This is a genomic window from Agreia sp. Leaf244, assembly GCF_001422695.1.
In the GTDB taxonomy this organism is placed as follows: Bacteria; Actinomycetota; Actinomycetes; order Actinomycetales; family Microbacteriaceae; genus Agreia.
The window spans coordinates 439,309-464,200 of record NZ_LMLX01000002.1 but is presented as its reverse complement, the minus strand read 5'-3'; the positions used below and the strand labels follow the sequence as shown (position 1 = coordinate 464,200).

26 protein-coding genes and 1 pseudogene are annotated in these 24,892 nt (G+C 69.1%); 14 read left to right on the top strand and 13 right to left on the bottom strand.

Annotated features, from left to right (window positions below; genetic code table 11):
• Positions 1-51 precede the first annotated feature (51 nt).
• From ASF06_RS07055 to mtnB, 5 genes are all read left to right on the top strand, one after another.
• The gene (locus ASF06_RS07055; RefSeq protein WP_442853927.1) at positions 52-1,116 is read left to right on the top strand and encodes a hypothetical protein; all 1,065 of its coding nucleotides are present in this window, start codon (positions 52-54) and stop codon (positions 1,114-1,116) included.
• A 105-nt stretch (positions 1,117-1,221) separates the two neighbouring features.
• Positions 1,222-2,310, top strand: coding sequence for a hypothetical protein (locus tag ASF06_RS07050; RefSeq protein ID WP_200920331.1), 1,089 nt, complete (start codon positions 1,222-1,224; stop codon positions 2,308-2,310).
• On the top strand, positions 2,307-3,533 hold the full coding sequence (locus ASF06_RS07045; RefSeq protein ID WP_055945053.1) for a phosphotransferase: 1,227 nt from the start codon (positions 2,307-2,309) through the stop codon (positions 3,531-3,533). The genes ASF06_RS07050 and ASF06_RS07045 overlap by 4 nt, the downstream gene beginning before the upstream one ends.
• Positions 3,530-4,258 carry an acireductone synthase gene (mtnC, locus tag ASF06_RS07040; protein ID WP_055945049.1) on the top strand — a complete coding sequence of 243 codons (729 nt, stop codon included), beginning with the start codon at positions 3,530-3,532 and terminating at the stop codon, positions 4,256-4,258. Before ASF06_RS07045 ends, mtnC begins: the two co-directional genes overlap by 4 nt.
• Positions 4,255-4,920: a methylthioribulose 1-phosphate dehydratase gene (gene mtnB / locus ASF06_RS07035; protein ID WP_082500756.1), complete on the top strand. Its 666-nt coding sequence runs from the start codon at positions 4,255-4,257 to the stop codon at positions 4,918-4,920. Before mtnC ends, mtnB begins: the two co-directional genes overlap by 4 nt.
• A gap of 21 nt (positions 4,921-4,941) precedes the next feature.
• Here the strand turns inward: mtnB and ASF06_RS07030 are convergent.
• The 5 genes and pseudogenes from ASF06_RS07030 to ASF06_RS07010 form a co-directional block, all read right to left on the bottom strand.
• A pseudogene (locus tag ASF06_RS07030) lies at positions 4,942-5,571 on the bottom strand (M50 family metallopeptidase).
• Positions 5,572-5,809: 238 nt separating this feature from the next.
• A complete protein-coding gene (mtnK, locus tag ASF06_RS07025) occupies positions 5,810-7,039 on the bottom strand; it encodes an S-methyl-5-thioribose kinase (protein WP_055945046.1) in 1,230 nt (409 codons plus the stop codon).
• A gap of 13 nt (positions 7,040-7,052) precedes the next feature.
• A complete protein-coding gene (locus tag ASF06_RS07020) occupies positions 7,053-8,102 on the bottom strand; it encodes an ABC transporter permease (RefSeq protein WP_055945043.1) in 1,050 nt (349 codons plus the stop codon).
• The gene (locus ASF06_RS07015) at positions 8,099-9,691 is read right to left on the bottom strand and encodes a sugar ABC transporter ATP-binding protein (protein WP_235500929.1); all 1,593 of its coding nucleotides are present in this window, start codon (positions 9,689-9,691) and stop codon (positions 8,099-8,101) included. Before ASF06_RS07015 ends, ASF06_RS07020 begins: the two co-directional genes overlap by 4 nt.
• A complete protein-coding gene (locus tag ASF06_RS07010; protein WP_200920330.1) occupies positions 9,688-10,776 on the bottom strand; it encodes a substrate-binding domain-containing protein in 1,089 nt (362 codons plus the stop codon). The genes ASF06_RS07015 and ASF06_RS07010 overlap by 4 nt, the downstream gene beginning before the upstream one ends.
• Before the next feature lie 185 nt (positions 10,777-10,961).
• On the opposite strand from ASF06_RS07010, the gene ASF06_RS07005 reads away from it, so the two are divergent.
• Positions 10,962-11,537: a 1,2-dihydroxy-3-keto-5-methylthiopentene dioxygenase gene (locus ASF06_RS07005; protein ID WP_055926837.1), complete on the top strand. Its 576-nt coding sequence runs from the start codon at positions 10,962-10,964 to the stop codon at positions 11,535-11,537.
• Between the two features lie 66 nt (positions 11,538-11,603).
• On the opposite strand, the gene ASF06_RS07000 is transcribed toward ASF06_RS07005, so the two are convergent.
• On the bottom strand, positions 11,604-12,809 hold the full coding sequence (locus ASF06_RS07000; protein ID WP_055945040.1) for an acyl-CoA dehydrogenase family protein: 1,206 nt from the start codon (positions 12,807-12,809) through the stop codon (positions 11,604-11,606).
• A 110-nt stretch (positions 12,810-12,919) separates the two neighbouring features.
• Between ASF06_RS07000 and ypfJ the strand changes: the two genes are divergently transcribed.
• Together ypfJ and ASF06_RS06990 are read left to right on the top strand one after the other, a co-directional pair.
• Positions 12,920-13,804 carry a KPN_02809 family neutral zinc metallopeptidase gene (ypfJ, locus tag ASF06_RS06995; RefSeq protein WP_055945037.1) on the top strand — a complete coding sequence of 295 codons (885 nt, stop codon included), beginning with the start codon at positions 12,920-12,922 and terminating at the stop codon, positions 13,802-13,804.
• A gap of 2 nt (positions 13,805-13,806) precedes the next feature.
• Positions 13,807-14,292, top strand: a complete 486-nt coding sequence (locus tag ASF06_RS06990) for a GNAT family N-acetyltransferase (RefSeq protein WP_055945033.1) — start codon at positions 13,807-13,809, stop codon at positions 14,290-14,292.
• Here the strand turns inward: ASF06_RS06990 and ASF06_RS06985 are convergent.
• Positions 14,274-15,095, bottom strand: coding sequence for a tryptophan-rich sensory protein (locus tag ASF06_RS06985; RefSeq protein WP_055945030.1), 822 nt, complete (start codon positions 15,093-15,095; stop codon positions 14,274-14,276). The two genes, ASF06_RS06990 and ASF06_RS06985, sit on opposite strands and share 19 nt — an antisense overlap.
• 57 nt (positions 15,096-15,152) lie before the next feature.
• On the opposite strand from ASF06_RS06985, the gene ASF06_RS06980 reads away from it, so the two are divergent.
• From ASF06_RS06980 to ASF06_RS19445, 4 genes are all read left to right on the top strand, one after another.
• Positions 15,153-15,626, top strand: a complete 474-nt coding sequence (locus ASF06_RS06980; protein WP_235500928.1) for a MarR family winged helix-turn-helix transcriptional regulator — start codon at positions 15,153-15,155, stop codon at positions 15,624-15,626.
• A 78-nt stretch (positions 15,627-15,704) separates the two neighbouring features.
• The gene (locus tag ASF06_RS06975; protein ID WP_055945025.1) at positions 15,705-16,019 is read left to right on the top strand and encodes a hypothetical protein; all 315 of its coding nucleotides are present in this window, start codon (positions 15,705-15,707) and stop codon (positions 16,017-16,019) included.
• A gap of 11 nt (positions 16,020-16,030) precedes the next feature.
• Complete coding sequence (locus tag ASF06_RS19450; RefSeq protein WP_157412038.1) at positions 16,031-16,198, top strand: multidrug transporter; 168 nt, start codon at positions 16,031-16,033, stop codon at positions 16,196-16,198.
• A 9-nt stretch (positions 16,199-16,207) separates the two neighbouring features.
• Positions 16,208-16,369 (top strand): hypothetical protein, encoded by a 162-nt coding sequence (locus tag ASF06_RS19445; RefSeq protein WP_157412039.1) that lies wholly within the window; start codon positions 16,208-16,210, stop codon positions 16,367-16,369.
• A 9-nt stretch (positions 16,370-16,378) separates the two neighbouring features.
• Here the strand turns inward: ASF06_RS19445 and ASF06_RS19690 are convergent, their stop codons facing one another.
• Positions 16,379-17,707 carry a reverse transcriptase family protein gene (locus tag ASF06_RS19690; protein WP_055945021.1) on the bottom strand — a complete coding sequence of 443 codons (1,329 nt, stop codon included), beginning with the start codon at positions 17,705-17,707 and terminating at the stop codon, positions 16,379-16,381.
• Positions 17,708-17,904: 197 nt separating this feature from the next.
• Entirely contained in the window at positions 17,905-18,435 is a 531-nt protein-coding gene (locus ASF06_RS19685) for a hypothetical protein (protein WP_162237686.1), read from the bottom strand.
• 302 nt (positions 18,436-18,737) lie between these two features.
• On the opposite strand from ASF06_RS19685, the gene ASF06_RS06960 reads away from it, so the two are divergent.
• Positions 18,738-21,302: an ATP-dependent Clp protease ATP-binding subunit gene (locus ASF06_RS06960; protein WP_055945016.1), complete on the top strand. Its 2,565-nt coding sequence runs from the start codon at positions 18,738-18,740 to the stop codon at positions 21,300-21,302.
• Positions 21,303-21,419: 117 nt separating this feature from the next.
• A complete protein-coding gene (locus ASF06_RS06955) occupies positions 21,420-21,665 on the top strand; it encodes a hypothetical protein (RefSeq protein ID WP_055926857.1) in 246 nt (81 codons plus the stop codon).
• Positions 21,666-21,752: 87 nt separating this feature from the next.
• Here the strand turns inward: ASF06_RS06955 and ASF06_RS06950 are convergent, their stop codons facing one another.
• The 4 genes from ASF06_RS06950 to ASF06_RS06935 are packed head-to-tail and all read right to left on the bottom strand — an operon-like array spanning position 21,753 to position 24,848.
• Positions 21,753-22,532, bottom strand: a complete 780-nt coding sequence (locus tag ASF06_RS06950; RefSeq protein WP_055945012.1) for an SCO1664 family protein — start codon at positions 22,530-22,532, stop codon at positions 21,753-21,755.
• Complete coding sequence (locus ASF06_RS06945) at positions 22,529-23,095, bottom strand: DUF3090 domain-containing protein (RefSeq protein ID WP_055926860.1); 567 nt, start codon at positions 23,093-23,095, stop codon at positions 22,529-22,531. Before ASF06_RS06945 ends, ASF06_RS06950 begins: the two co-directional genes overlap by 4 nt.
• A gap of 28 nt (positions 23,096-23,123) precedes the next feature.
• Positions 23,124-23,810, bottom strand: a complete 687-nt coding sequence (locus ASF06_RS06940) for a histidine phosphatase family protein (protein WP_055945010.1) — start codon at positions 23,808-23,810, stop codon at positions 23,124-23,126.
• Positions 23,811-23,831: 21 nt separating this feature from the next.
• Positions 23,832-24,848 (bottom strand): LacI family DNA-binding transcriptional regulator, encoded by a 1,017-nt coding sequence (locus tag ASF06_RS06935; protein WP_055945007.1) that lies wholly within the window; start codon positions 24,846-24,848, stop codon positions 23,832-23,834.
• Positions 24,849-24,892: the final 44 nt, after the last annotated feature.

Below are 24,892 nucleotides of genomic sequence, written 5' to 3'. Positions count from 1 at the left end.
GGAGCGACAAGATCGACGCCTGTGGAGGAGGAGCGCCGTATGGTGGTGCGGGTGATGTTGGATACCAGCCCGCTGACGGCCCCCATCGACCACCGCGAGCTCCGAGCGTTTCGCCGCACGCTTCCCTCCTCGGTTCGACCGGGGATCGTGTCGCTCCTTCTACCCGTCGCCGTGATCCTGCTGTTCCCCGTGCTGCTGATCGCCTTCGACCGAGACTGGTCGTTCGGCGACGACCTCAGCTCGCTCGATCTGGGTGGACGGGCCGTGCCGTTCCTCGTGATGCCGCTCATCGGGATCGTGCTCTTCGTGCGGTCGGTGTGGCGCCGCAACGGCGTGAGGCAGTTCCGCATCCACCGCTTCGCCGAGGCGAACTCGTTCACCTATGCGGCGAGGGAGGATGGTCCGCGGCTGCCCGGCATGATCTTCGCTCGGCAGGGCGAGACGTCGGCGTTCTCGGCCGACCTCGTGCGAAACGAGGGCGACCCGTCGTTCGTCGTCGCCAATCACACGCTGGCGACCGGCTCCGGGAAGAGCCGCAGGGAGTATCGCTGGGGTTATGTCGCACTCCGGCTGAACACGCCGCTGCCCCACATCGTTCTCGACGCCCAACGGAACAACTCCTGGGGCACGTCGTCGTTGCCGCAGGCGCTGGCCTCCAGGCAGCAGCTGTCGCTCGAGGGAGACTTCGACCGCCACTTCGCGCTCTACTGCCCCGAAGGCTACGAGGCGGACGCCCTGTATCTGTTCACCCCCGACATCATGGCCCGCATGATCGACAGCGCCGCTCTCTTCGACATCGAGATCATCGACGATTACCTGTTCATCTACAGCCCCGACGAAGTCTCGACGCTCGAGCCCGCGCGCTGGCAGCAGGTGTTCTCGGCCGTCGAGGTGTTCTCTCGCCGGATTGCGCAGTGGGAGCGCTGGAGGGACGACCGGATCGAGGTCGATGCGCCGGCGACGGGGAAGAGCGACGCCGTGCCGTACTCGGCGCGCCGAACGGGTGTCGCGAGCCAGGGTCGACGCCTCGCGCGTCGCTCGAATCTGTGGCAGATCGTCCTCGTCATCCCCGTGCTCATCGTCTTGTACGGCATCTTCAGTGCCATGTTCCGGTAGCGGCCGAACGCACGCGGCCAGGGGGCAGTGCGCCACGCGACGGCAAGACCGACGCCAAAGCTCGGTATCCTCGATGGGGGCTTTCCCCTGAAGCTAGGAGCGCGTGTGACCCACATCGATGAGCCGAGGCGCGCCGGGGCCAGGCAGCCCGTCGCGACGCTCGACGACTCCGTGCGCCTCGTCAGCGACGAGCGCTCGGGCGCGCACGCCGTGCTCATTCTCGATCGCCGCGTCTTTCCCGAGCACACCGAATGGGTGCGGGCGGAGACGCCCCTCGAGGTCGCCGAGGCGATCCGCGCGATGGTCACGCAGAGCTCTGGCCCCCTCTATGCGGCCTATGCGGGCCTCGAACTCGCCGCCCTGCAGGCCCGCGGCCTCACGGTCGACGCGGCACGCGCATCCCTCGCCGCCGCAGGCCACGCGCTCGCCACGGCCCGGCCCACCAACGGGCACCCGCGCGAGGCCGTCGATCTCGTGCTGCACGCGATCGAGGAGGCTACCACCACGGCGGAACTCGTAGAGCGAGCCATCGCCGCCGTACGAGAGGGCCTCGACGAGTACCACGAGCGCAGCCGCCGCCTCGCCCGGCACGCGGTCGCTCTGCTGCCCGACGGCGCGAAGATCCTCACGCACTGCTGGATGGACTCCTACCTGATCGAGCTCGTCGGCGCCGCGAACGAGGCCGGCAAGCACTACGACTGGGTCGCCACCGAGACCCGCCCCTACCTGCAGGGCGCCCGACTCACCGCCCACACGCTGCGCGAGCTCGGCCAGAACGTCACCCTCATCACCGACGGAATGGGCGCGGCCGCCCTCGCGCCGGGCTCCTCGCTCGGCCCCATCGACGCCCTCGTCACCGCCGCCGACCGGGTCAGTCTCGACGGCAGCATCGCCAACAAGGTCGGAACCCTGGGCCTGGCGATCGCCGCGAACGCCTTCGACGTTCCGTTCTACGCGCTGGTGCAGACTCCGGATGCGACGCTCGCGTCGGGCGCCGACATCGTGATCGAGGACCGCGACCCGGCCGAGGTGCTGTCGACGCTGGGAACGCGCACGGCATCCGGTCTCGTGACCGACGCGTGGTACCCGGCCTTCGACGTGACCCCGCCTCGCTTCGTCACCCGCATCGTGACCGACCGCGGCGACTTCGCCCCCGGCAGCATCGCCGACTACTTCGCCGGAGAGAACTCGTGACCTTCGACTACGCCCTGCTCACGAATCGCGACGAGGTCGTGGGCTACCTCTCTCACGTCGGTCTGCTCGGCTCGCTCGCCGGCGATCCTGGCGACGTGACCGTGCGCGAGGTGACCGCCGGCAACATGAACCGCGTGTTCATCGCGGCGGGCCCGCTCGGCAGCGTCGCCGTGAAGCAGGCGCCGCCTTTCGTGCAGGCTGCCGGGCCCGAGTGGCCCATCGACCCGGCGCGCATCGGCGCCGAGGCGCGGGCATACGAGCTGCTGGGTCGGCTGGTTCCGGATGCGGTGCCCTCGATCGTGCACGTCGACCTCGACCGCTTCGTGATGGTCATGGAGGACCTGTCGGCCCTCGAGGTGCTTCGCGACGAGCTGGTGCGCCAGGTGCAGGATGCGACGGCCGGGCGGGCCGTCGCCTACATCGACTACGGCGCGGTCGGCGACGTGGTGGGCCGCTTCGTGGGCGAGCTCAGCCTGGCGACGAGCGTGCAGGTTCTGGGCGCGTCGGCTCACGCCGAGCTCGTCGCCTCCTCCGCCAATGCCGAGCTCTGCCGCCTGACCACCGAGGTGGTGCTCGACGAGCCGTTCCGCGAGCACGAGCACAACTGGTGGCATCCGTCGCTTGCGGAGCGCGTTGCCGCCCTCTACGAAGACGCTGAGGTGCAGGCCGGCGTGGCGCTGGTGCGCGACCGCTTCGAGAACGCCTCCCAGGCCCTGCTGCATGGCGATCTGCACTCGGGATCCGTGATGATCGGAACGGCGCCCGAGAAGACCCAGAAGGTCACCGTCTTCGACCCGGAGTTCAGCTTCGTGGGGCCGATCGGTCTCGATCTCGGGCTGTTCTGGTCGAACCTCGCCATTGCATCCATCGCCGCTCGGGCCGCTGGCCACGAGGGTCTCGCCGCCGCCCGCGAAGACGCGATCGAGGCGAGCTGGCAGGCCTTCGTCGACGTCTGGGACGACGACGACTCGGCCTCGTTCGACGACGACTTTCTCGAGAGCGTGCGCTCGGATGCCTGGCGCTTCGCCGGCGTCGAGGCCATGCGCCGGGTGGCCGGCTGGTCGCACGCCGCCGACCTCGAGAGCCTGCCATCCGGCGCCGCGCCCGTCGCCCAGCGCGCCGTCTTCGACACGGCCCGGCACTGGATCGTGACCGGAACGGCCGTGCCCCTCACCCTCACCGACGACCCGACTTCGCCCGAGAACCCAGGAGCAACACCGTGACCGACACCGCATCCCTCTCGCTGACCGCACGCACGCTCGTAGTCGACCTCGAGGGCACCACGAGCGCCGCCGGGTTCATCCTGGGCGACCTCTACGACTATGCGCGCCCCCGCCTGCAGAGCTGGCTCGACGCGCACGCGAACGATGCCGCCGTCGCCGAGGCGCGCGCCCAGGCGATCGCCGACGCCGGGCTGCCGTCGGGCGCCGACACGGAGCAGGTCGTCGGCGTGCTGCACGACTGGATGGCGCAGGACGTGAAGGCCACCCCGCTCAAGACGCTGCAGGGTCAGATCTGGGCCGAGGGCTTCCGCCGCGGCGAGATCAACTCGCATTTCTTCGAAGACGTGATCCCGCGTCTGCGCGCCTGGCACGCGAACGGCGTGCAGATCGCGGTCTTCTCGTCGGGTTCGGTCACCTCGCAGGTGCCGTGGTTCCGGCACTCGCCCGACGGCGACCTCACGCCCCTGATCACCGACTACTTCGACACGGTCAACGCCGGCCCCAAGAAGGTGGCATCGTCGTACGACACCATCGCTGCGCGGCTCGGCGTCGGCGCGGGCGAGATCGTCTTCTTCACCGACAACCCCGACGAGGTGCGCGCCGCCCAGAACGCCGGATGGCAGGTGGTCGCCTTCTCGCGCGAGGGCGAGCCGTTCTTCGGGGCCGACTTCGGAACCGCCCCCGTGGTCTCGTCGTTCGAGCACGTCGAGGTCACGGCGCCATGAGCGTGTTCGACAGCGCCTTCGACCAGGGGCCCGTGACGGCCGAGGTGCTCGACCGTGCCGGCGCCTCGCTCGCCGCCGAGAGTGCGCGCTTCGCCGCGCGAGGGTGGATGCCCGGAACGGCCGGCAACCTGTCGGTGACGCTCGGGCGTGACCCGCTTCGCCTGGCAGTCACGGCATCCGGTCTCGACAAGGGCGAACTGACGCCGGCCGACATCGTGGTCGTCGACGCCGACGGCATCGGGGTGCTCGGCGAGGGCGGATCGGAGCAGCGCCCCTCCGCCGAGGCCGGGCTGCACGCGCGCATTGCCGCAGTCACAGGTGCGGGAGCGGTCGTTCACGTTCACGCGCTCGCCGCGGTGACCGCGGGGCACCACTGGCCCGAGGGCGTCGTGCTGCGCGACCTGGAGATGCTGAAGGGCATCGGGCACTCGGCGCACGGCGAGACGGTGACGATTCCCGTGATCTCCAACGGACAGGACATGACCGTGCTCGGCGACGCGTTCGAAGCGCTCTACGTGCGGCCCGCCTCGGGAGAGAACGATGTGCCCGCCCTGATCGTGGCCGACCACGGCATCTACGCCTGGGGCCGAGACCTGCGCCAGGCGCGCTGGCACCTCGAGCTCACCGAGGCGCTGCTGCAGATCGCGCTCGCCAGGCGGTAGTCGCCGCGACCTGGAGTCGGCTCAGTCCGCGATGCTCGGAAGGGGCGTCAGGCCGAGGAAGGCGCCGGCGACCACGGCGCAGCCCAAGGCGACGACCAGGAACACCCCGACCCACACGATGCCCGGTATGTGGGTGAGGCGTGCGAGCTGGTCGGCATCCGAGTTGCGGGCGCGGCCGCCGCGTCGCACGCGCTGCAGCTCGATCGTGGCCCGCAACGCGCCCAGCAGCATGAACGCCACGACCGCGGTGGCGACGAGTGCACGCCAGCGCTCGTCGAGCAGCTAGGTCGCGGCGAAGACGAGTGCGCCCGAGACGAGAACGCTCCACAGGCCGAACCAGTTGCGCACCTGAACGAGCACCAGCACGAGTGCCGCCAGCAGCGCCCACAGCATGCCGGTCGCGTAGCCGGCCCCGAGCATCCACGATGCGCCGAGCCCGAGAATCGCGGGAGCCGTGTAACCGGCGAGCAGGGTGGCGATCATCGCGGGTCCGCGAGGTCGGCCGCGGCTGACGGTCACCCCCGAGGTGTCCGAATGAAGCCGGATGCCCGACAGCTTTCGCCCGGTCAGGGTCGCGACGAGCGCGTGGCCGGCCTCGTGCGCGATGGTCACGGCGTGACGCGCGAGCCGCCAGCTCGGAGGAAAGAGCACGACCGCTGCCGCGACGGCGATGGCGATCCAGCTCTCCGCTGCGGGGAGGGCGGGCTGCTGGGACGTTACGCGTTCCCAGAACGCGAGCAGTGCATCCACCCGACGAGCCTAGGCGACGGGGCTGTCGAGTCCCTGGCCGAGCTGGGTATTACAGGATGAATCGGCGACGCGCCGTCGAAAACTGGGTCGACTCGCCGGAGAACTTCAATCCGTCCTGTTGAACGGATTTCGCCGCCGCTCAGAACTCGAAGCGGGTGGCCGTCGAGGCGAGGATCGCGGCGGTCTCGGCCGACAGCGCCTCGACCGTGTCGAGTGCCCGGCGCTCGAGGACGAGCGCCCGGCCGGCGCGCAGCACACCGCGGGCCGCGCCCTCGCGCAGCACGGGGTCGAGCGTCTCGATGTCGCTGGCCTTGGCGAAGCCGATGATGCGCCGGATCGCCTTCGCCCCCGCGTAGACGGCGGCGTCCTGCCGAAACTCCGCGAGAAGTGACTCGAGCACCTCGTCGCCCCAGACGCGCGGATCGAGCCGCGACGGCCACAGCGACCGGAACTCGGCCTCGAAGGCGGTCCACAGCGACGCCGGCAGCGCGAGTATCTCGGACGCTCGATCGGGCGAGCCCAGCGCCAGCGCCCGGGCCGCCGCGATCACGAAGTTGCCCCAGAGCGCACCGAGGTCGAAGCCGGTGGGCCCGAAGAAGCCGAACTCGCTGTCGAAGGCGCGAACAGAAGCAGAGACGCCGTCGGACGCGTCGCGAACGAAGACCGATCCCGTGTGCAGGTCTCCGTGGATCAGCGACTGCGCGCTCGTCATGAACCTGTACTTGGCGATGCCGATCTCGGTCAGCAGCGCGCGGTCCGCGCGGAGGGCGGCGACGTCGGGCTCATTGGCGGGCAGCACGACGTTGTGCGGGTGGTCGATGTACGGCTCCGTGAACACCAGGTCTTCGGTGATCTGGCACAGCTCGGGGTTGATCGACGCAGCGGCCAACCTCTTCTGCTCGAGCGGGTCGAGCCCGAAGACCGAGGTGTGAAAAGCGGTGCGCGCGATGTATCGCCCGATCTCCGCCGCCGCGAACCCGTGCACCCGAGCCTCGTTCAGCTCTCCGCGCCAGACGGCATGGTCGCTGAGGTCCTCGATGGCGAGCACATAGTGCGCGGAATCGAAGTCGTACAGCGCGGGCACGTGTTCGGCATCGGCCGCCTCGTGGGTTCGCAGCACCAGGGCCTCGCGGGCGCTGCGCTCGCGGGTCATCGGCCAGCTCGGGTCGGTGCGCACGTGCGGCAGCGACTGCTTCAGCACCATCGACGAGCCGGAGTCGTCGTGCACGATGAACACCAGGTTGAGGTTTCCGTCGCCGACCTCGACAACGTCGAGAGGCCCGTCGGTGCGGATGCGCGCGGCGAGCGCGGGTCGCTGGGCCAGGTAGGCGGCCACGGTGTCGACGGAGAGCTGGCTGAAATCGGTCATGACAACAAGTTTCTTACGACGAGGTGGTGCTGCCGGCCGTCACGACGGTGCGGCGGCGCGAGAACGTGAAGCTGAACAGCAGCGCGATGAGCAGCACGATTCCCTTGCCGAAGTCCTGCGCGTAGTAGGGCAGGCCCACCATGGTGAATCCGGTGACCATCACGGCGATGAGGATGGCGCCGAGCGCCGTCCCCCACGCATTGGGCCGGCCGATGCCGAGAACCGAGACGCCCACGAGGGCGACCGCGACGGCATCCAGAAGCAGGGAGTTGCCGGCCGACACGTCGCCCTGCCCGATGCGTGCCCCGAGCAGCAGGCCGGCGATCGACGCGAGAAGGCCGCAGCCCATATAGGCGACGGTGCGGTACAGCTGAACCCGGATGCCGGCGAGCCGGGCGGCCTCGGCGTTCGCGCCGACCGCATAGAGCGCGCGGCCCCAGCGGGTGCGCTCGAGGATGAACCAGAGCAGCGCCGTGATGACGACGAAGATGATCACCGGAACGGGCACAGGGCCGAGGCTGCCCCTGTCGAGCCACAGGTAGTCGGCGGTGAACTTGCCCGGGGCGGTCGATCCGTCGGAGAGCGACATCTGCGACGAGATCGACTTGCCGTCGACGATCAGCAGCTTGAGCCCGACGATCACGAACGAGGTCGCGAGGGTGGCGAGCAGGTCGGGGATGCGGGCGACGACGATGAGGAACGCGTTGAGCCCGCCGATGAGGAGGCCGCCGAGCAGCACGACGCCGATCGCGACGACGCCGACCTGATTGCCGATCACCATCGTCCAGGCGGCGATCGACACGGCGAAGCCGGCCGAGGCGCCCACAGAGAGGTCGATGCCTCCGACGGTGATCGCGAGCATCACGCCGAGGCCGGCGATGGCCGTGGGGGCGATGAATTTGAGCATGCCGAACACGTTGTCGACGGTGCGGAAGTTGGGTTCGGTGATCACGAAGAACGCGATGAGGGCGACCGTCACCCCGATGAAGCCCCAGCGCACGACGAAGGCGGCCCCGCGCTCGGCGATCGACGTGGTCTTGGAGGTGAGGGGAGCGCTGGTCATTTCGGGTGTCCTTCGTCGTGCGTGCTGCGCTGGTCACGGGTGCGGGCGCCGAGGAAGGCCCCGACGATGCTCGCCCTGTCGGTCTCGTCGGCGTAGGCGTCGAGCTCGACGACCCCCGCCACGAGAACGATGATGCGGTCGGCCACCTCGAGGATCTCGTCGACGTCGCTCGAGAGCACGATCGCCCCGGCGTCGCCTGTCGCGACGAGCTCCTTGAGCCTGTCGCCGATCTCGCGCCTGGCCGAGATGTCCACCCCGCGGAACGGTTCGTCGAGAAGAGCGAGGCGTGGCCCCGCCGAGAGCCACCGGCCCACGACCACCTTCTGCTGGTTGCCGCCGGAGAGGTCGTCGATCGACGCGTTCGGTCCCGAGGTGACGACGCCGAGCGAATCGATCACCTCTCGAGCGCGCGACGTCTCGCGTGACACACGGAGGGTGCCGAGCGCCGACGAGATCTTGAGGAACGGGATGGAGATGTTGTGGGCGACCGACCAGCCGGGAAGCAGGGCTTGCCGCTGGCGGTCTTCGGGAACGAGCACGACGCCGCTGCGCAGGGCGTCGGACGGCCGCTTCGGCGCGTAGGGCTCGCCGTCGAGCTCGAGGCTTCCGGATGCCGGGCGCGCGAGCCCCGCGAGCAGCTCGGCCAGCTCGGATTTGCCGGCCCCGATGAGTCCGAGGATTCCGAGCACCTCGCCGGTGCGCACCTCGAGGTCGAGAGGAGCCGCGGCCGGAAGGAGGGGGACGCCGTTCACCCGGGCGACCACGCCCTGGCCGCGGCGGACATCCACCCGCGTCTGTTCGAGCTCGGTCGCGCGACCCAGCATGTCGTGCAGGATCTCGTTCCAGGCGAAGGGCCGCTCGGAACTGTGCTGCACGAGCCCGTCGCGCAGAACGACCACGCGGTCGGCCAGGGCCTCGATCTCGCCGAAGCGGTGCGACACGTAGACGATGGAGAGGCCCGTGTCGCGCAGCGCGCGCAGAACGTCGAAGAGGCGGTCGGCCTCGGCGGCGGTGAGGGCCGAGGTCGGCTCGTCGAGGATGAGGAGGCGGGGCGTTCCCCGAAGCGCGCGGGCGAGAACGAGCAGCTGGGCGTCGGAGATGCTGAGCCGGGCCGCGTCCTGCGCGAGCAGGGAGTCGGGCCAGTCGAGGCCCAGGGTGGCGAGGGCGGCGCGGGCGTCGAGAAACGACTGCTTCGTGTTGCGGAGAGGGTGACGCGAGGCGTTCGCGAGGTCGTCGAGCACCACGTTCTCGGCGATCGAGAGGCCGGGAACGATGCCGTCGGCGACCTTCTGGTGCACCGTCGAGATGCCGTGGGTCTTCGCGAGAACGGGTGAGGAGAGGTGCAGAACGGTTGCGTCGACCGCGATGTCGCCGGAGTATCGGGGGTTGGCGCCCGAGAGCGCCTTGATGAGCGTGGACTTGCCCGCGCCGTTCGCTCCGAGGAGCGCGGTGATGCGGCCGGGGAAGAAGTCGAGCGTCACGTCGGTGAGCACGACGTTCGAGCCGTAGGCCACGGAGACGCCCGAAAGGGAGACGACCGGCGACAGCGTCGCCAGCTCGCCTCCCTCGGGGATGGACGAATCGATCACGAGTTGGCGGGAAGCCAGTCTGCCGTGACCTGGTCGGAGAGGTCGAGGCTCGGCTCCTTCTCGCGCAGCGAGGTGACGTTGTCGATGGAGTTGTCTGTGAGGAACGACTGCGTGATCGTCTTGGCCGGGAACTGCACGTCGTCTTCGTCGAGCTGGCCGGCGAGCTTCAGGGCGAGCGAGCGAACCACGGCGGCGCCGACGGCGGAGGGGTCGGTGGCCGAGGTGGCGACCCAGGGGCTGCCGTCGGCCGTGATGACCTCGATGTCGGCGTTCGAGATGTCGATGCCGTAGACCTTGACCTTCGAGCCGAGGTTGTTCTGGGTGACCGCCTGAACGACACCCTTCGTGATCTCGTCGTAGGGGGCGAAGATGGCCTGCACGTCGGGGTTCTGCTTGAGCGCGGCGTCGACGAGCGGGATGTTGTCGGTCGCGGTCGACTCGGAGACCTTGCCGGTCGAGAACACCACGTCGAGCTTGTGGTCGGCGACGTACTGCTTCCAGACCACGTCGCGGCGGTCGAGGGCCGCATAGCCCGTGGCCGAGACGTAGCCGACCTTGGCGCCGTCTCCGACATCGTCGATGAGCTGGTCGAGAACGCCCGAGGCCATCGACTCGTCGGACTGCGAGGTCGTGACCACGCCGGTCGCGTCGGTCAGGGCGAGGTCGTAGACGACCACGGGGATTCCGGCGTCGACGGCCTTGGTGACGAGCGGCTGCAGGGTGTCGGTGTTGCCGTGGTCGACGATGATCGCGTCGGGCTTGGATGCGATGGCCTGCTCGAGGTCGCTGGCCTGCTTCGCGTTGTCGTTCCGCGCATCCGAGACCGTGAGGTCGATGTTGGCGGCCTTGGCCTGGGTCGCGGCTCCCGCGCCCCACGCCTCGAAGTAGTCGCCTGCTCCGGACTGGCGCACGAGGGCGACCTTCACCGGGTCGCCGTCGAACGGCGCGGGCAGTGCGGCGGATGCCGTGGCCGGTGCGTCTGTCGACGCCTCCGAGGTGGTGCCGTTCGACTGGGCGCAGGCCGACAGTGCGAGCACGGTCGTCGCGGCGAGCACGAGTAGGGGGATGCGGCGCGTGATGGCCATGGTTTCTCCTGGAGGCGCTGAGATGGTGCGATCGGGTCGGGTGGGTCGAGCGGGTCGGACCGGCGGTGCAGCCGGGCCGGAGTGCGATGGTTGAGAGTCAACCAGCAACGCCTGTGCGCTCTGCTCCGTATGACTTCGTATTACTTCCGTGGCGACGCCCGTGGCCGGATCGTTACGATTGAGCCATGACTCTTCTGACCGTGTGGGACGAGAACAACGCCTCCACCCCCGAACTCCAGACCCGCGATGCGCAGGTCATCACCGACGTGCTCGCCACGCTCGGTGCCCGTTTCAGCCGCTGGGAACTCAAGGAGCTCTCGGCCGAGCCCACCCAGGACGAGGTGCTCGCCGCCTACCGCACCGAGATCGACGCGGTCAACGCCGCCCAGGGCTACACGCTCGTCGACGTGGTCTCCATCGTCGACGACGACTCGCCCGAGTACCTCGAGCAGGCGGCGACGGCCCGCGGCAAGTTCTTGAGTGAGCACCAGCACGACGACGACGAGGACAGGTTCTTCGCCCGGGGCAGCGGTGTCTTCTACCTGCGCGCCAATGGCAAGGTCAACGCCGTGTTCTGCGAGGCCGGCGACGTGATCTCGGTTCCCGCGAACACCACCCACTGGTTCGACATGGGCACTCGCCCCCAGTACGTCTCGGTGCGCTTCTTCCACGACGACGACGGCTGGGTCGGAAACTTCACGGGCAGCGAGATCGCGAAGGACTTCGCGACGTACGACGAGCTGGCGAGCGTTCCCGCGTAGTTCGCTCCCTGCCCTTCGACAGGCTCAGGGAACGACCCGTTCCCTGAGCCTGTCGAAGGGGCCCCGTCAGCTGTAGGCGCTGGGCGTCGGGAACGCGCCCGTGAGGGCGAAGTCGCCCACCTCCTGCGCCTTGTAGACCACGGGGTCGTGCAGTGTGATGGTGCGCGCGTTGCGCCAGAACCGATCCATCGCCGCCGACTCGCTGGTGGCGCGTGCGCCCATCAGCTCGAACGCGGTCGACGTCACATGCAGGGCCGTGCGCGTCGTCACGACCTTGGCCGCCGCGATCTCCACCGCCGCCCTTCCGCGCTCATCGTCGCCGAGCTCCCATTCCTTGTTGGCCGCGTCGACGAACAGGTTGGTCGCGCTCCACGTCAGTGCATCCGCAGCCCGTGTCTGGGCCGTCAGCTCGCCGATCGTCTGCCGGATGTACGGGTCGTCGATCGCGCGCTCGACCCCCGATGTCGCCCAGGCCCGCGTCTTCGTGCGCGCGTAGTCGGCGGCCTGCGCGAGGGCGCCCTCGGCGAGCCCGACATGGATGTGGTTCATGGCGAGCTGGAAGGCCAGGATCGACAGCGATCCATAGGGTCGGTACAGCTCGCCGTCCTGCTCGTTCGGGCCGAGGACGTGCGAGTGCGGAACGGCGACGTCGGTGAACGACACCGATCCCGACGCGCTCAGTCGCTGGCCGATGTTGCTCCAGTCGTCGTGGTGGACGACTCCGGGGGCAGTCGCATCGATGACGATCGCCAGGCGCTCGCCGGTGTCGACGCGCGTGCCGCTCGCCGTGACGCGGTCGGCGAGCTGCGCGCCGGTCGCGAAGAATTTGCGCCCGGTCACCGTGAAGCCGTCGGCCGTCGGGGTGAGCTCGAGGCCGGCATCCCGCGGGTTGCCCGCGCCGCCCCAGAACCATGCCCCGCTCGACAGGCCCCGGTAGAGATCGTCGATGACGTGCTGGTTCTCGTTGAGCCGGATGCGCCACGAGTTCACGAAGTGGTACGCGATCACGTGACCCAGTCCGGCATCGGCGCGGATGATCGGGCGGAGCGCTCGCAGAACGGTGTGCCAGTCGAGCCCGCCGCCGCCGAGTCGCGTCGGAACGAGGGCGGGCAGCAGGCCGGATGCGCGCAGCGCCGCGATCTGCTCGAAGGGCGCGCGGCCGTCGGAGTCGGCCCTGGCCGCGTCGGCCGCGAAGCTCTCGGCCAGAGTCTCGGCCGCGTCCAGCGCGGCCTGCTCGGTGGTGATCACTGTGATGGGGTGTTCGTCGGACACGGCTTCGGCTCCGGTCGGGTGCGGTGGGTGAAAACGGTTCATTACCACTATGCCGTGCTCCGTCGGCAGGGGACTGCCCGGGTGCCTTTCGAGGCGCTAGTTTCTTTCTTATGACGTTCAATGACAACGCCAAGCTCGACACGAGCCGGGTATCCAAGCGCGGCCGCAACACCGGCATCGCGGTGGGCGGCGGCAGCGCGGTGGTGGTCATCGGGCTCTTCCTGCTCTCGCAGGTTCTGGGCGTCGACCTCACCGGCCTCGCCGGCGGCGGCCAGGCGGGACAGGGCACCCAGACCGAAGAAGACCTGAACTGCGACTACGGCTCCGATGCGAACGCGAACGTCGAGTGCCTCATGGTGGGCGCCGAGAACTCGCTCAACGACTACTGGATCGATGAGGCCCCGGCCCTCGGTATCACGTACACCCCGCCGGCCGACTTCGTGCTGTTCACCGCGGCCACGAACACCGGCTGCGGCCAGGCCTCCAGCTCGACCGGACCCTTCTACTGCCCGCCAGACCAGTCCATCTACATCGACACCTCGTTCTTCGACGAGCTGCGCACGCAGTTCGGCGCCAGCGGCGGAACCCTCTCCGAGATGTATGTCGTCGCGCATGAATTCGGCCATCACATCCAGAATCTCGCCGGAGTGATGGACCGCACCGATCGCACCGACACGGGGCCGACATCCGACTCTGTGCGCACCGAGCTGCAGGCCGACTGCTTCGCCGGCGCCTGGGTGACCGCGGCATCCACGACCGAAGACGTCGACGGCGTCACGTTCCTCAAGCCGGTGACGGATGCGCAGGTCGCCGACGCGTTGAACGCCGCCTCGGTCATTGGTGACGACCGCATCCAGGAGATGGGCTCCGGGCAGGTGAACCCCGAGACGTGGACTCACGGATCGAGCGAGCAGCGCGAGAAGTGGTTCCAGACCGGGCTGAAGAACGGCGCCGGCAGCTGCGACACGTTCTCGATCAGCGGGTCAGAGTTGTAGCCATGAAGCGCGAGAGGGTCACGACGCACATCGATGACGTGCGCCGTGCCGACGCGAGCGACGCGAATGCGATCGCCGAGGTCATCCACTACTCGACCGAGGACTCGATGCCGTGGCTCAGCGGCCGCAACACGATCGAGGAAGACCGCTGGTGGACGTCGAATGTGCTGCTGCACAAGACCGATGCGTGGGTCGCGACGGTCGACGGCAACATCGTGGGCGTCGTCGCCCTGCACGACGGATGGCTCAGCCAGCTCTTCGTGCGCACAACTGCGCAGGGCTTCGGCGTCGGGCACCGGCTGATCGAGGTCGCCAAGCGGGAGAGCCCGCAGGGCCTGCAACTCTGGGCATTCCAGCGCAACGCGGTCGCCATCCGCTTTCTCGAGAGCGTGGGTTTCTCGCTCGTTCGGGAGAGCTGGTCGACCGGCCGGCACTCCGCGGGCGACGCTGCGGGCGAGCCCGACAAGCTCTACCGCTGGGTTCCCTGACCGCGCGTTGAGGTGCGCGTCGCGATCCGGATGCCGACGGTCGCGATCACGACGACGGCCGCGGCCACGATGGCGGCAATCATGGCGGGCTGTGACACCAGTTCGCCGGTCGTGCGCGAGACCGCCACCCACGCGAGCCCCCACGCGAGCGACGCCGCAGGGGTGAGCCTGCCTCGGCCTCGGATCGCGAGGAGCACTCCCACGAGCGCGGCGACCGCCAGCACGATGACCGCCCAGGTGTCTTCGCCCCAGCCGAAGCCCTCGAAGCCCGCGACCGTGAGGCCCGCTGTCAGGTTGGCGGCCGTGGCGATCGAGACCCAGCCGAGGTAGAGCCCCATCGTTCCGTCGAGCACGATCGTCTCGACCAGCCCGGTCGGCCGGCCATCGACCAGGAGCAGGAACGTGCGGGCGAGCACGGCCAGCAGCAGCACGATCACGACGCACGAGAGGGCGAGCTGGTCGAACTGCACGCTCAGGATCCACGCGGCGTTGAGCACCAGCGAAGCCGCCACCCAGTAGCCGACTAAGCGCTGACGCGGTGCCGACGCCTGGGCGGGCAGCAGCTGCCACACCGCGTAGGCCAGCAGGCCGAGGTAGATCACCGACCAGATGGAAAACGCGGGGCCGGCGGGCGCGATCGGGGTGGAGTCGGCGCCGAGCGCTCCGCCGGCGGCGTTCTGGATGGGCGTTCCGCCCGCGGCTCCCGAGCCGATGAACGCTCCGACCACGGCGATCACGGCGCTGACGGCCACGGTGATCTGTCGGGCGCGATCCGAGCGTGTTGCGATGGATGTCGATGACATGGGGGCCTTTCAATTCGTCAGCCAGCTTACTAATTGACGGTAGCCTACATTTGGACAATGAGCGAGGAGCCGACGTCAGAAGCCCGGGGGGCTTCCGCTGCCGGCCCGACCATGCACGACTGGCCCACGGGGCGGCTGCTCGCCACCGCGTCACGGCTCGTCGAACACGCCTGGATCGAGACCCTCGATCGGCTGGGACTCACGCACGCCGGGCTCGTCGTCCTCCATCTGCTGCAGGAAGGCCCTCGCAGCCAGACGGATCTGGCCCGGCTCGCGCGGGTCGAGAACCAGACGATCTCGCGCACCCTTGAGCGACTGCAGCGCGAGGGCTTCATCGAGCGCCGCGCCGACGCGAGCGACCGGCGTCGACACGTCGTGACCGTCACGCCCGCCGGTGTCGACGTGTGGAAGTCGGCACACACCCTGGAGCGGGACATGATGCCGACCGTCGACGATCCCGAGGCGTTCCGCGCAGCGCTGCTGTCGATCATCTCGGCGTCGGCGGCGAAGCGATGGGAACCCGAGGCCTGAAGCGCAAGCCCTGTGGGCGCTCAGTCGATCGTGCCACTCTGGAGGCACCGCATCCTCCCGAGTAGAAAGAAGCTCATCATGGCAGCACGACTCATCTTCGGACTCGGCGTGGGCCTCGCCGCAGGCTACGTTCTCGGCACCAAGGCCGGACGCGCGAAGTACACCGAGATCAAGGCACGCGCCAGCGACGTCTGGCACGACCCGCACGTGCAGAAGGCGGTCTCCGACGCCGGCGACCTCGTGCGCGAGGCAGCACCGGTCGTTCAGGAGAAGCTCGTCGATGTGGCCAAGGCCGCGAAGGACAAGGTCACCGGGTCGTCGTCTTCGACCGACACGTCGTCGCCCTCGACCTCTTCGGCTTCCTCGGCCTCCTCCGCCCAGGCGAACGACTGAGGGCGAGACGCATGGATGCCGACGAGAAGCGCCACGACCAGCTGACCACGGCGCCGAAGTCGACCGAGGCCGACGCCGAGCCGCGCATCGAGGTGTCGAAGCATGACGGGGCCACCCGTATCGACATTCGGGACGACGCGGCGTTCCGGCCCGGAGCGGGCGCCGACGCCGATTCGTAGACTGGGTGCATGAAGGTCAATCCGTACTACTCGAAGAAGCCGCAAGACACGCACGTCTTCCATGACGAGCGCACGTGCCCCGAGGGCTCTGCGATTCCGCTCGAGAACAAGAAGTTCGGAACCAACGGCTACCCCCGGTGCCCCCGCTGCGCCGCTCTCGCGGGCAAGTAGCGCGGGCGGTCACGACCAGTCGATGCGGTCGAAGTCTCGGCGCAGCCTCGTGCCGCGTGTCTGACTGACGCTGGCGATCCAGTTCAGCCGGCCCAGCAGGTGGGCCCTGAAGTCGGGGTGGCCGGCCCTGTTCTGACTCGCCGGGCCGTGCACGACGCAGTTGTGCAGAAGAGCCTTCAGCTCGTCGAAGGTGGGTCGATCGACGGCCGGGCCGTCGTTCACGACGAGGCCCGTCACGCTCTGGCGGGCTCCCCGCGCGGCGATGCGGGTCTTCGACCGGTTCAGCACGTGCCCCTCGGCTCGCACGATCCGGTCGACTCCCGAGATGAACGAGACGGCCGCCCGCCCGCGCAGGCCGGAGCCGCTGAATGCCAGGTCGTCGGCGTAGCGGGTGTAGATGGCGCCGGATGCCGCGGCCCAGCCGGTGAGCCGGGAGTCGAGACGGCGCACGGTCAGGTTCGACAAGGCCGGCGACGTGGGGGAGCCCTGCGGCAGGTGCGACCGAGAAATCGCGTCTCGGAGAGCCGCGCGCTCTTCGGGCGAGCCGCCCGGCGGCATCCGGGCACCCACCCACGTCGGCACCGCGTGCGTGCACAGGCCCGTGAGCGCGTGGGCCACCGCCTCGGGGTACCCGGCCTGCCGGAACACGGAGTAGACGCGCCGGGCCGGCACTCGGGCGAAGAAGGTGCTGAGGTCGAGCGTGATGAGCGTGTGCGCGCCGACATGGGCCGATGCACCGGAGATGGCCGAGCGGCCGGGAACGAAGCCGTGTGCGGCGTCGTTCAGGGGGAGCGGGCCGAGGATGTCTCGGAGCACCCGTCGTTGCACCCGTCGCATGCGCGGCGTCGGAACCTCGAGCAGCCGGGGTGCTCGCCCGGGGCGCACGAGCCAGTCGTAGCTGTAGTGGTGCAGCCGGCCGCGCCGGGTTCGGCGGTTGAAGTGCGCGATGTCGGTGAGCCAGTCGAGCTGCCCTGACGTCACCTCGAGAAAGTCGGCGAGCTCGCCGAGGCCGTCGATGGATGGCACGGCCGCCGAGGTGGGGGCCATGCGCGCCGGCGCGGTTTCGAGATGCACAAGGGAGATCTCGCGCTGCGACTCGTGAGCCGATTCGAGCGCACCCTGGAATGCGGAGCTGTGTTCGATCCAGCGGGCGAGCTCGCGATGCGCGTCTCTCGGCGGGCGTCGATAGGCATCGAGAACCCCGTCGACGAGCGGCCACAGCCAGCCCGGACGTGACCCGAGTGCCCGGCCGCAGGCATCCACCAGCGGGTCGAATGCCCACTCGGGCGATGCGAGCAGGGCGTGCGAGAGCCCGGAGGCGAGGGCGGTACGCGTCACGCGGCCCCCGGCAGGATGGGGATGCGACGAACTGCGGGCGACCGATCGATCGGTGCGGGCACCCGGCCGCGCGAAGCGCGGTGTGGTGCCCGCGGTTGTGCGTTCTGGCTGGGAAGTGTGCCCCGGGGTGGCCCCGGAGAGAACGATCGTCTCGCGACGCCGTTCACCTCGCCCGCAGTCCGTCGCATCCACCCACGCTAACGGCAGCCTCCGACGCCGTCGAGCGCGGTTGTTCTCTTTGGCCACTGAGGTGCGGGAAAGATGTCTCGACGCCACTGCGATTGGTCGGCGCGGTGGTGGTCTCCCTGGTACTCCAGGGAGAGTTTGAGGTGGGGGTAGCAGAGGTCCACTCGGGCCAAGAACTTTCCCTTGGCCGAGAAGACACGCATGTTGACTGTCGGATCGGGCAGCCCCACGAGAATGATCGCGACACGCAGAAGCGATTCTCTCGGAGACTCCGCCCTGTCGGAGAGCATCCCGAGTGCGCGTCGAAGATTCCGGATGCCGCGGCTCGACGTGCAGGTGGACACGGCCCGTTCGAGCGCAGCTCGTGTCGTCTGAGGGAGCCGTCGAGCGATCAACTTGTCGCCAGCGGCCACGAGCTCGGGGAGGGTGAGTAGCGAAGCGAGGTCGCACCAGGTGCGTTCCGGTGTCGTGACGGGGAATCCGAATCGCTTGTCCCAGTCGCCGGAGCCGAAGGTCGCCGGGTCCGATGATTCCTTTTGCATCGACCGCACGCCGCGTCGCAAGAACAGAGACGTGCAGCTCGCGCGAGGTACCGAGCCGAAGCGGAAGAGGGATTCTGAAAACGGCCTCGGTGCACGCGGACTCATGCGCACATGGTGCCAACTTTCGAGTTCCCGCCGCTCCAGCTCTCCACAGGGAGCGTTGAGGTGCGGGAGATGGCCGCTTCATCGCGAATCGAAGCGGCCACACCCCGCACCTCGGCGTGCTCGGGGCGGTCGGGAATAGATCGCGCTCTGCTTTGTTGAGTTGAGTCGAAGGCACTCAAGTTTCACAGGAGGTTACTTTGCCCGATCGCTTCGACCCCAACTCTTCCCCCGACTCCGACGGAGCCGGGAGCAACTCATTCGACGAATTCCTCGCCCGCTACCTGCAGGGTGAGCGCGCCGCCCAGGCCGGGCGGTCCATAGACATCAGCCGACTCATGAGTCGGCGCACCCACGAGGTCCTCGCATCCGCGGGGCGCTTCGCCATCGAGCACGGCCACCGCGAGCTCGACGCGCTGCACATTCTGCGCGTGCTCGCCGAGACCGAGCCCGCGGCCGAGGTCATCGCCCGCCTCGGCGTGCGCCCGGCCGACATCGCGGACGCCGCAGAGCAGCGCCTGCCGCAGGCGCAGTCCGGCCAGGCCGACTCGGCCCCCGTGTTCACGCAGTCGGCCCAGCGCGCGCTGTTCCACGCCTACCAGGTGGCCCGCGCCTCCGGCTCGACCTACATCGACCCCGAGCACCTCTTCTTCGCGCTTGTGATCAGCCAGGATGCTCCTGCCGGTCAGGTACTGTCGGCCGCGGGCATCACGCCCGAGGCCCTGCAGTCCGGCCTGCGCGAGACCCTGGGCGAGCAGGCGCCGAGCGTTCAGTCCGACGCGCCCGACGCATCCACGACCCCGATGCTCGACAAGTTCGGAACCGACCTCACCGCCATGGCCCGCGACGGCGGCCTCGACCCCGTGATCGGCCGCGCCGACGAGATCGAGCAGACCGTCGAGATCCTGTCGCGCCGCACCAAGAACAACCCCGTTCTGATCGGTGAGGCCGGCGTGGGCAAGACCGCGATCGTCGAGGGCCTGGCCCAGCGCATCGCATCCGGCAACGTGCCCGAGCAGCTGCGCGACAAGCGCGTCGTGTCTCTCGACTTCCCGGCGATGCTCGGAGGCACCCGCTACCGCGGCGACTTCGAGGAGCGCCTCACCACGCTGATGGACGAGATCAGCGCCCACAAGACCGAGCTCATCGTGTTCATCGACGAGCTGCACACGGTCGTGGGCGCGGGCGGTTCGGGCGAGGGCGGCATGGATGCCGGAAACATCCTCAAGCCCCGGCTGGCCCGCGGCGAACTGCACGTGGTCGGTGCGACCACGCTCAAGGAGTACCGCTCGATCGAGAAGGATTCCGCCCTCGAGCGGCGCTTTCAGCCCGTTCACGTGGGCGAGCCCTCCATCGAGGACGCGGTCGCGATCCTGTCAGGGCTCCGCGGAGCCTACGAGGAGCACCACGGTGTGCGCTACACCGACGAGGCCGTCCGCGGCGCCGTCGAGCTGTCGGCGCGCTACGTCACCGACCGCTTCCTGCCAGACAAGGCGATCGACCTGATCGACCAGGCCGGCGCGCGACTGCGCCTGAAGCTCGGATCCCGCATCGACACCTCCGCCTTGCTCGAAGAGCTGAGCGAGCTCGAGGCGGCCAAGAACTCGGCCGTCTCCCTCGAGCACTACGAGGAGGCGTCGAGCCTGCGGGACCGTATCGAGTCCGTGCACGAGAAGCTGTCGGCCGCCAAGCCTGCGGCATCCGTTGTCGAGGCTGTCGTCGACGAGGCCGAGATCGCCGCCGTGATCTCTCGGGCGACCGGCATCCCCGCCGCCCGCCTTACCCAGGTCGATCGGGAGCGCCTCGCGGTGCTCGAAGACGAACTGCACGACCGTGTCGTCGGCCAGCACGACGCCGTCTCGGTCGTCGCCAAGGCCGTGCGCCGCAACCGCACCGGCATGGGCGACGCCAACCGGCCCGTGGGCAGCTTCCTGTTCCTCGGCCCGACCGGCGTCGGCAAGACCGAGCTCGGCAAGGCGCTGGCCTCGTCGCTGTTCGGCGACGACAAGGCGATGGTGCGCTTCGATATGAGCGAGTTCGGCGAGCGTCACACGATGTCGCGCCTCGTCGGATCCCCTCCCGGATACGTCGGCTACGACGAGGCAGGGCAGCTCACCGAGCGAGTTCGGCGCAACCCGTACTCCGTGGTGCTCTTCGACGAGATCGAGAAGGCTCACCCCGACGTCTTCAACCTGCTCCTGCAGGTTCTCGACGACGGACGCCTGACCGACGGCCAGGGTCGCACGGTCGACTTCCGCAACACGGTCATCATCATGACGTCGAACATCGGCTCGGAGTTCCTCGCGAGCCGCGGAGGCCCCATCGGCTTCGCCGCACCCAACGCCGCCGACGGCTTCGGCGACGACAAGGCGCTGCGCGACCGGGTGATGGGCAAGCTGCGTGAGGCCATGCGCCCCGAGTTCATCAACCGCATCGACGAGATCGTGCTGTTCACGAAGCTCGACCGGCCGCAACTGCGACAGATCGTGGCCCTGCTTCTGGATGCGACGCGGTCGCGTCTCGCGGCACGGAACGTCTCGTTCGACATCAGCGAGTCGGCCATCGACTGGATCGCCGAGAACGGCTACGAGCCCGAGTACGGCGCTCGCCCGCTGCGCCGGGTGATCCAGCGCGAGGTCGACGACCGCATCGCCGAGCTGCTCGTCGGCTCTGCGGTTCTGGATGGCGGCGGAGTCTCGGTCGACGTCATCGACGGCCGCCTCAGCGTTGTCTCGGCCACCGCGGAGGTGCCGCTCGCGGCATAGTCCGAGAGGCCGAGATACTACGAGAATGCCCAGTCCGCGCAATCCCTGCGGGCTGGGCGTTCTCGCGTGTCACAGTGGCGGCAGCCCTCTTCGGGCTCCTGACGAAAGGTCGCCATCATGGCAAAGAAAGTCATCGAGAAAGCCGGGTTCAACCCGATCCGCACAGCTCACGACCTCGGGCTGCGCAGCGAGTACGCCTACCTGGCGGGCTTCGCGTCGATCGGTCTCGCCCTCGTCGCCTGGCTCGCGTCGCGGGCCAAGAAGTCCGACGACAAGGCGCAGTCCGACCGCTGGGGAATCTTCATCGGCCACTGGGCGCCGACGTTCTTCGCGATCGGCCTCGCGCTGAAGACCGAGGAGTAGCCGGCAGCATCCGCCCCCCTTCGGCGCATCCGCTGCCGCTCGAGGTGCAGCGCATGCGCCGAAGGGCCGCGGATGCCGCGTGCCAGGTCAGAACAGGGGCCACGGCACCGCGGGCATGTGGCCGCGTGGTGCCGGGAACCGCCCGCGCGACAGCAGGCGCTCGCAGCGGGCGTCGAGGGCGTCGAGCTCGAGCGGGGTGATGAGCTCCGTCAGCTGATCTCCGAGTTCGCCGTAGAGCGCGGATCGCACCTGTTCGACGGTGGCGAGCTCGTCGGGCCGCAGTTCGTCGTCGACGAAACCCCAGAGCACGGTGCGCAGCTTGTGCTCCTCGTGGAACGTGAGGCCGTGATCGACGCCGTGCCGGTGCCCGTCGGGCATCGCCAGGATGTGGCCGCCCTTGCGGTCGGCGTTGTTGGCGATCACGTCGAAGATCGCCATGCGCCTGAGCGCGTCGCCTTCTTCGTGGATGAGGGTGACCTCGCGGTCGTTCTCGTCGGTGCCGTCGAGCACCCGCCGCCAGCCCGTGTCGGGAACCGTTCCCGCCTCGACCAGGTCGACGGCATCCTGATCGGGGTCGACGTCCTGCCAGAGCTGCACCATGCCCACGCCCATCGGGCCGTCGCGCAGCCAGGTGCGGGGAACGACGTTCCACCCGAAGGCCTCGGAGACGAGGTAGGCAGCCACCTCCCGCTGGGCGAGGGTGCCGTCGGGAAAGTCCCAGAGCGGATTCTCGCCCGCCACAGGCTTGTAGACGACGACGGTCTCGCCGAGCTGGGCGAGGAAGGTCGCGTTCGACGCCGTCGTGATGCGCCCGGTGATCACCAGCTCGGCGCCCTGGGCACCGTCGGGGTCGGGCGCCGCGGTCATTCCAGTCCCGGGAGCGGATCGCAGACGTGCCCCTCGGGATCGATGGGCATGCCGCACCGCGGGCACAGCGGGCGACCGGCGCCGACGACCTCGAGAGTGCGCTTGGCGAAGGCCCGGGCCGAGCCTACGGGGATGCGCACGAGCAGCATCTCGTCGGGCTCGATGTCGGTGAGGTCGAGCTCGAGCTCGTCCTGGTCTTCGTCGATCTCGATCTCGACGACGGGGAACGCCTGGATGACGACCTGCGCCGTCGACGGATCCCAACCGAGGCTGAGCGTGCCCGTGCGGAACTCCTCCTCGACCGGGTCGAGGGGGTCGTTGTCTACCAGCTCGGCCGGGGTCGTGGCGGGCACGCTGGCCGGATTGCCCTCCTGGCTCATGAGCTCGTCGAGGATCTCCTCGATCTTCTCGGCGAGCGCGGCCGACTGCTGCTTCTCGAGGCCGACGCTGACGATGCGTCGGCCGGTGCGGGCCTGGAGGTAGAAGGAACGGGAGCCGGGCTGGCCGATCGTGCCGACCACCACCCGGTCGGGCCAATCGAAGCCGTGGACGAGGGGAGGCATGTATCTAGTCTACGAGCGCTGAGCGGGGTCAGGCCGGTCCGGCGCCACCGCCGACGGGCGCGTCCGCAGGGGCCGGCGCGGTGCGCAACCACGACAGGTCGCCCGATTCGGTGTTCGTAGCGTGCACGCTCGGCGAATCGGCGCCGTAGCGCACGATCGAGACGGATGCGGGGCCGACGCTGATGCGCTGGAACAGGTCGAGGTGCATTCCGTAGGCGTCGGCGAGCACCGACTTGATGATGTCGCCATGGCTCACGGCTGCCCAGACGGCGCCGGGGCCGTACTTCTCCTCGAACTCCGCGTCGAGGCGTCGGATCGCGGCGACGGCGCGCGACTGCATGGTGGCGAGCGACTCGCCCCCGGGGAACACCGCCGCGCTCGGGTTGGACTGCACCACCTTCCACAGCTTCTCCGTGCTGAGCTGCTTGAGCGTGCCGCCCTGCCAGTCGCCGTAGTCGCACTCGGTGATGTCGTCTTCGACGACGAACTCGGGGGAGCCCTGCTGGCGGTCGAGGATGAGGGCGGATGTCTGGCGACAGCGATCGAGCGGGCTCGAGACGACGGCGACGAGGGGAACCGACGTCAGTCGTTCGGCCGTCGCGGCGGCCTGCTCGCGCCCGCGATCATCGAGATCGACGCCCGCGGTGCGCCCGGCGAGGATGCCGTCGACGTTCGCCTGGGTGCGGCCGTGCCGCACGAGAATGACTGTGCCCATGGCTTCAGCCTACGGGCGTGATCAGGTCGTCTCTCCCGGAACCACGTGTACGACCGATGACAGCGCTGGCGTCTCGCCCACCTTCACCTGATCTCCTCCCAGGCGTGAGAGTTGCTGCACCTGCGACAGCAGGAGGGTGGGTTGATCGATGGACACGGAGCTGAGTCTCGGAGAGATGAGCTGACCGACCACCGTCTTGTCGACCCCGATCACCGAGAGCGACCTGGGCACGTCGAGGCCGAGTGCGCGAGCCCCGGCGAGAAGTGCGATGGCGACGTCGTCGTTGTAGCAGCACACGCCGATGGGCTCATCGCCGGCCTCGTCGACAAGGCTCTGAAGTGCAGCCGTAGCGCCGTCGAGGTCGAGCGGCACTCGGACCCGAAGGGGCTCCGGCACGCCTCGATCGATCGCCTCTCTCCGGATGCCCTCGAGACGCGGGGGCCCGAACGGATCGAGGCGACCGTCGAGCAGACCGGCGTAGGCCAGTCTCCGGGGGGAGCGTCGGAGCAGTTCTGCCACCTGCATGCGGCCGATGTAGATGTCGACGGGGTCGGCGTCGTCGCCCTCGGTGATGAGCTTGCGATCAGGGAGGACGAGGGTGCCCGAATCGGCCAGACGCGCGCGCTGTTCGGTCGTGAAGACACCGAAATCGATCACCGCGCTCGGACGAAGATCGAGCACGGAGGTCAGAGCGCTCGCGGTATCGAGGCCGGCGAAGCGCACGACGACGCTCATGCCCGTCGTTTCCGTAGCGCCCGCGATACGGTCGACGGAGTCTTGGAGGTGGGGACCGAAGGTGGCATTCGGCACGACGATCACGATGATGTCGCTCATGCCCGTCACGAGCGCCCTGCCAGCGCGGGATGGTCTGTAGTCGAGGGCGGCTGCAGCCTGGCGGACCTTCTCGCGCGTCTCATCGGGGAATCTGTCTGACGCGCCGTTCAGGATCTGGCTCACCGTCGATCGCGAGAATCCGGCATGTCGGGCGACGTCGGCGCTGGTTGCGCGGCGGGTGGGCTGCTGAAGCTCGGCGGGCATGGGTCCATTTTCACACACGACCGTTGACACGCGACACTGCAGCA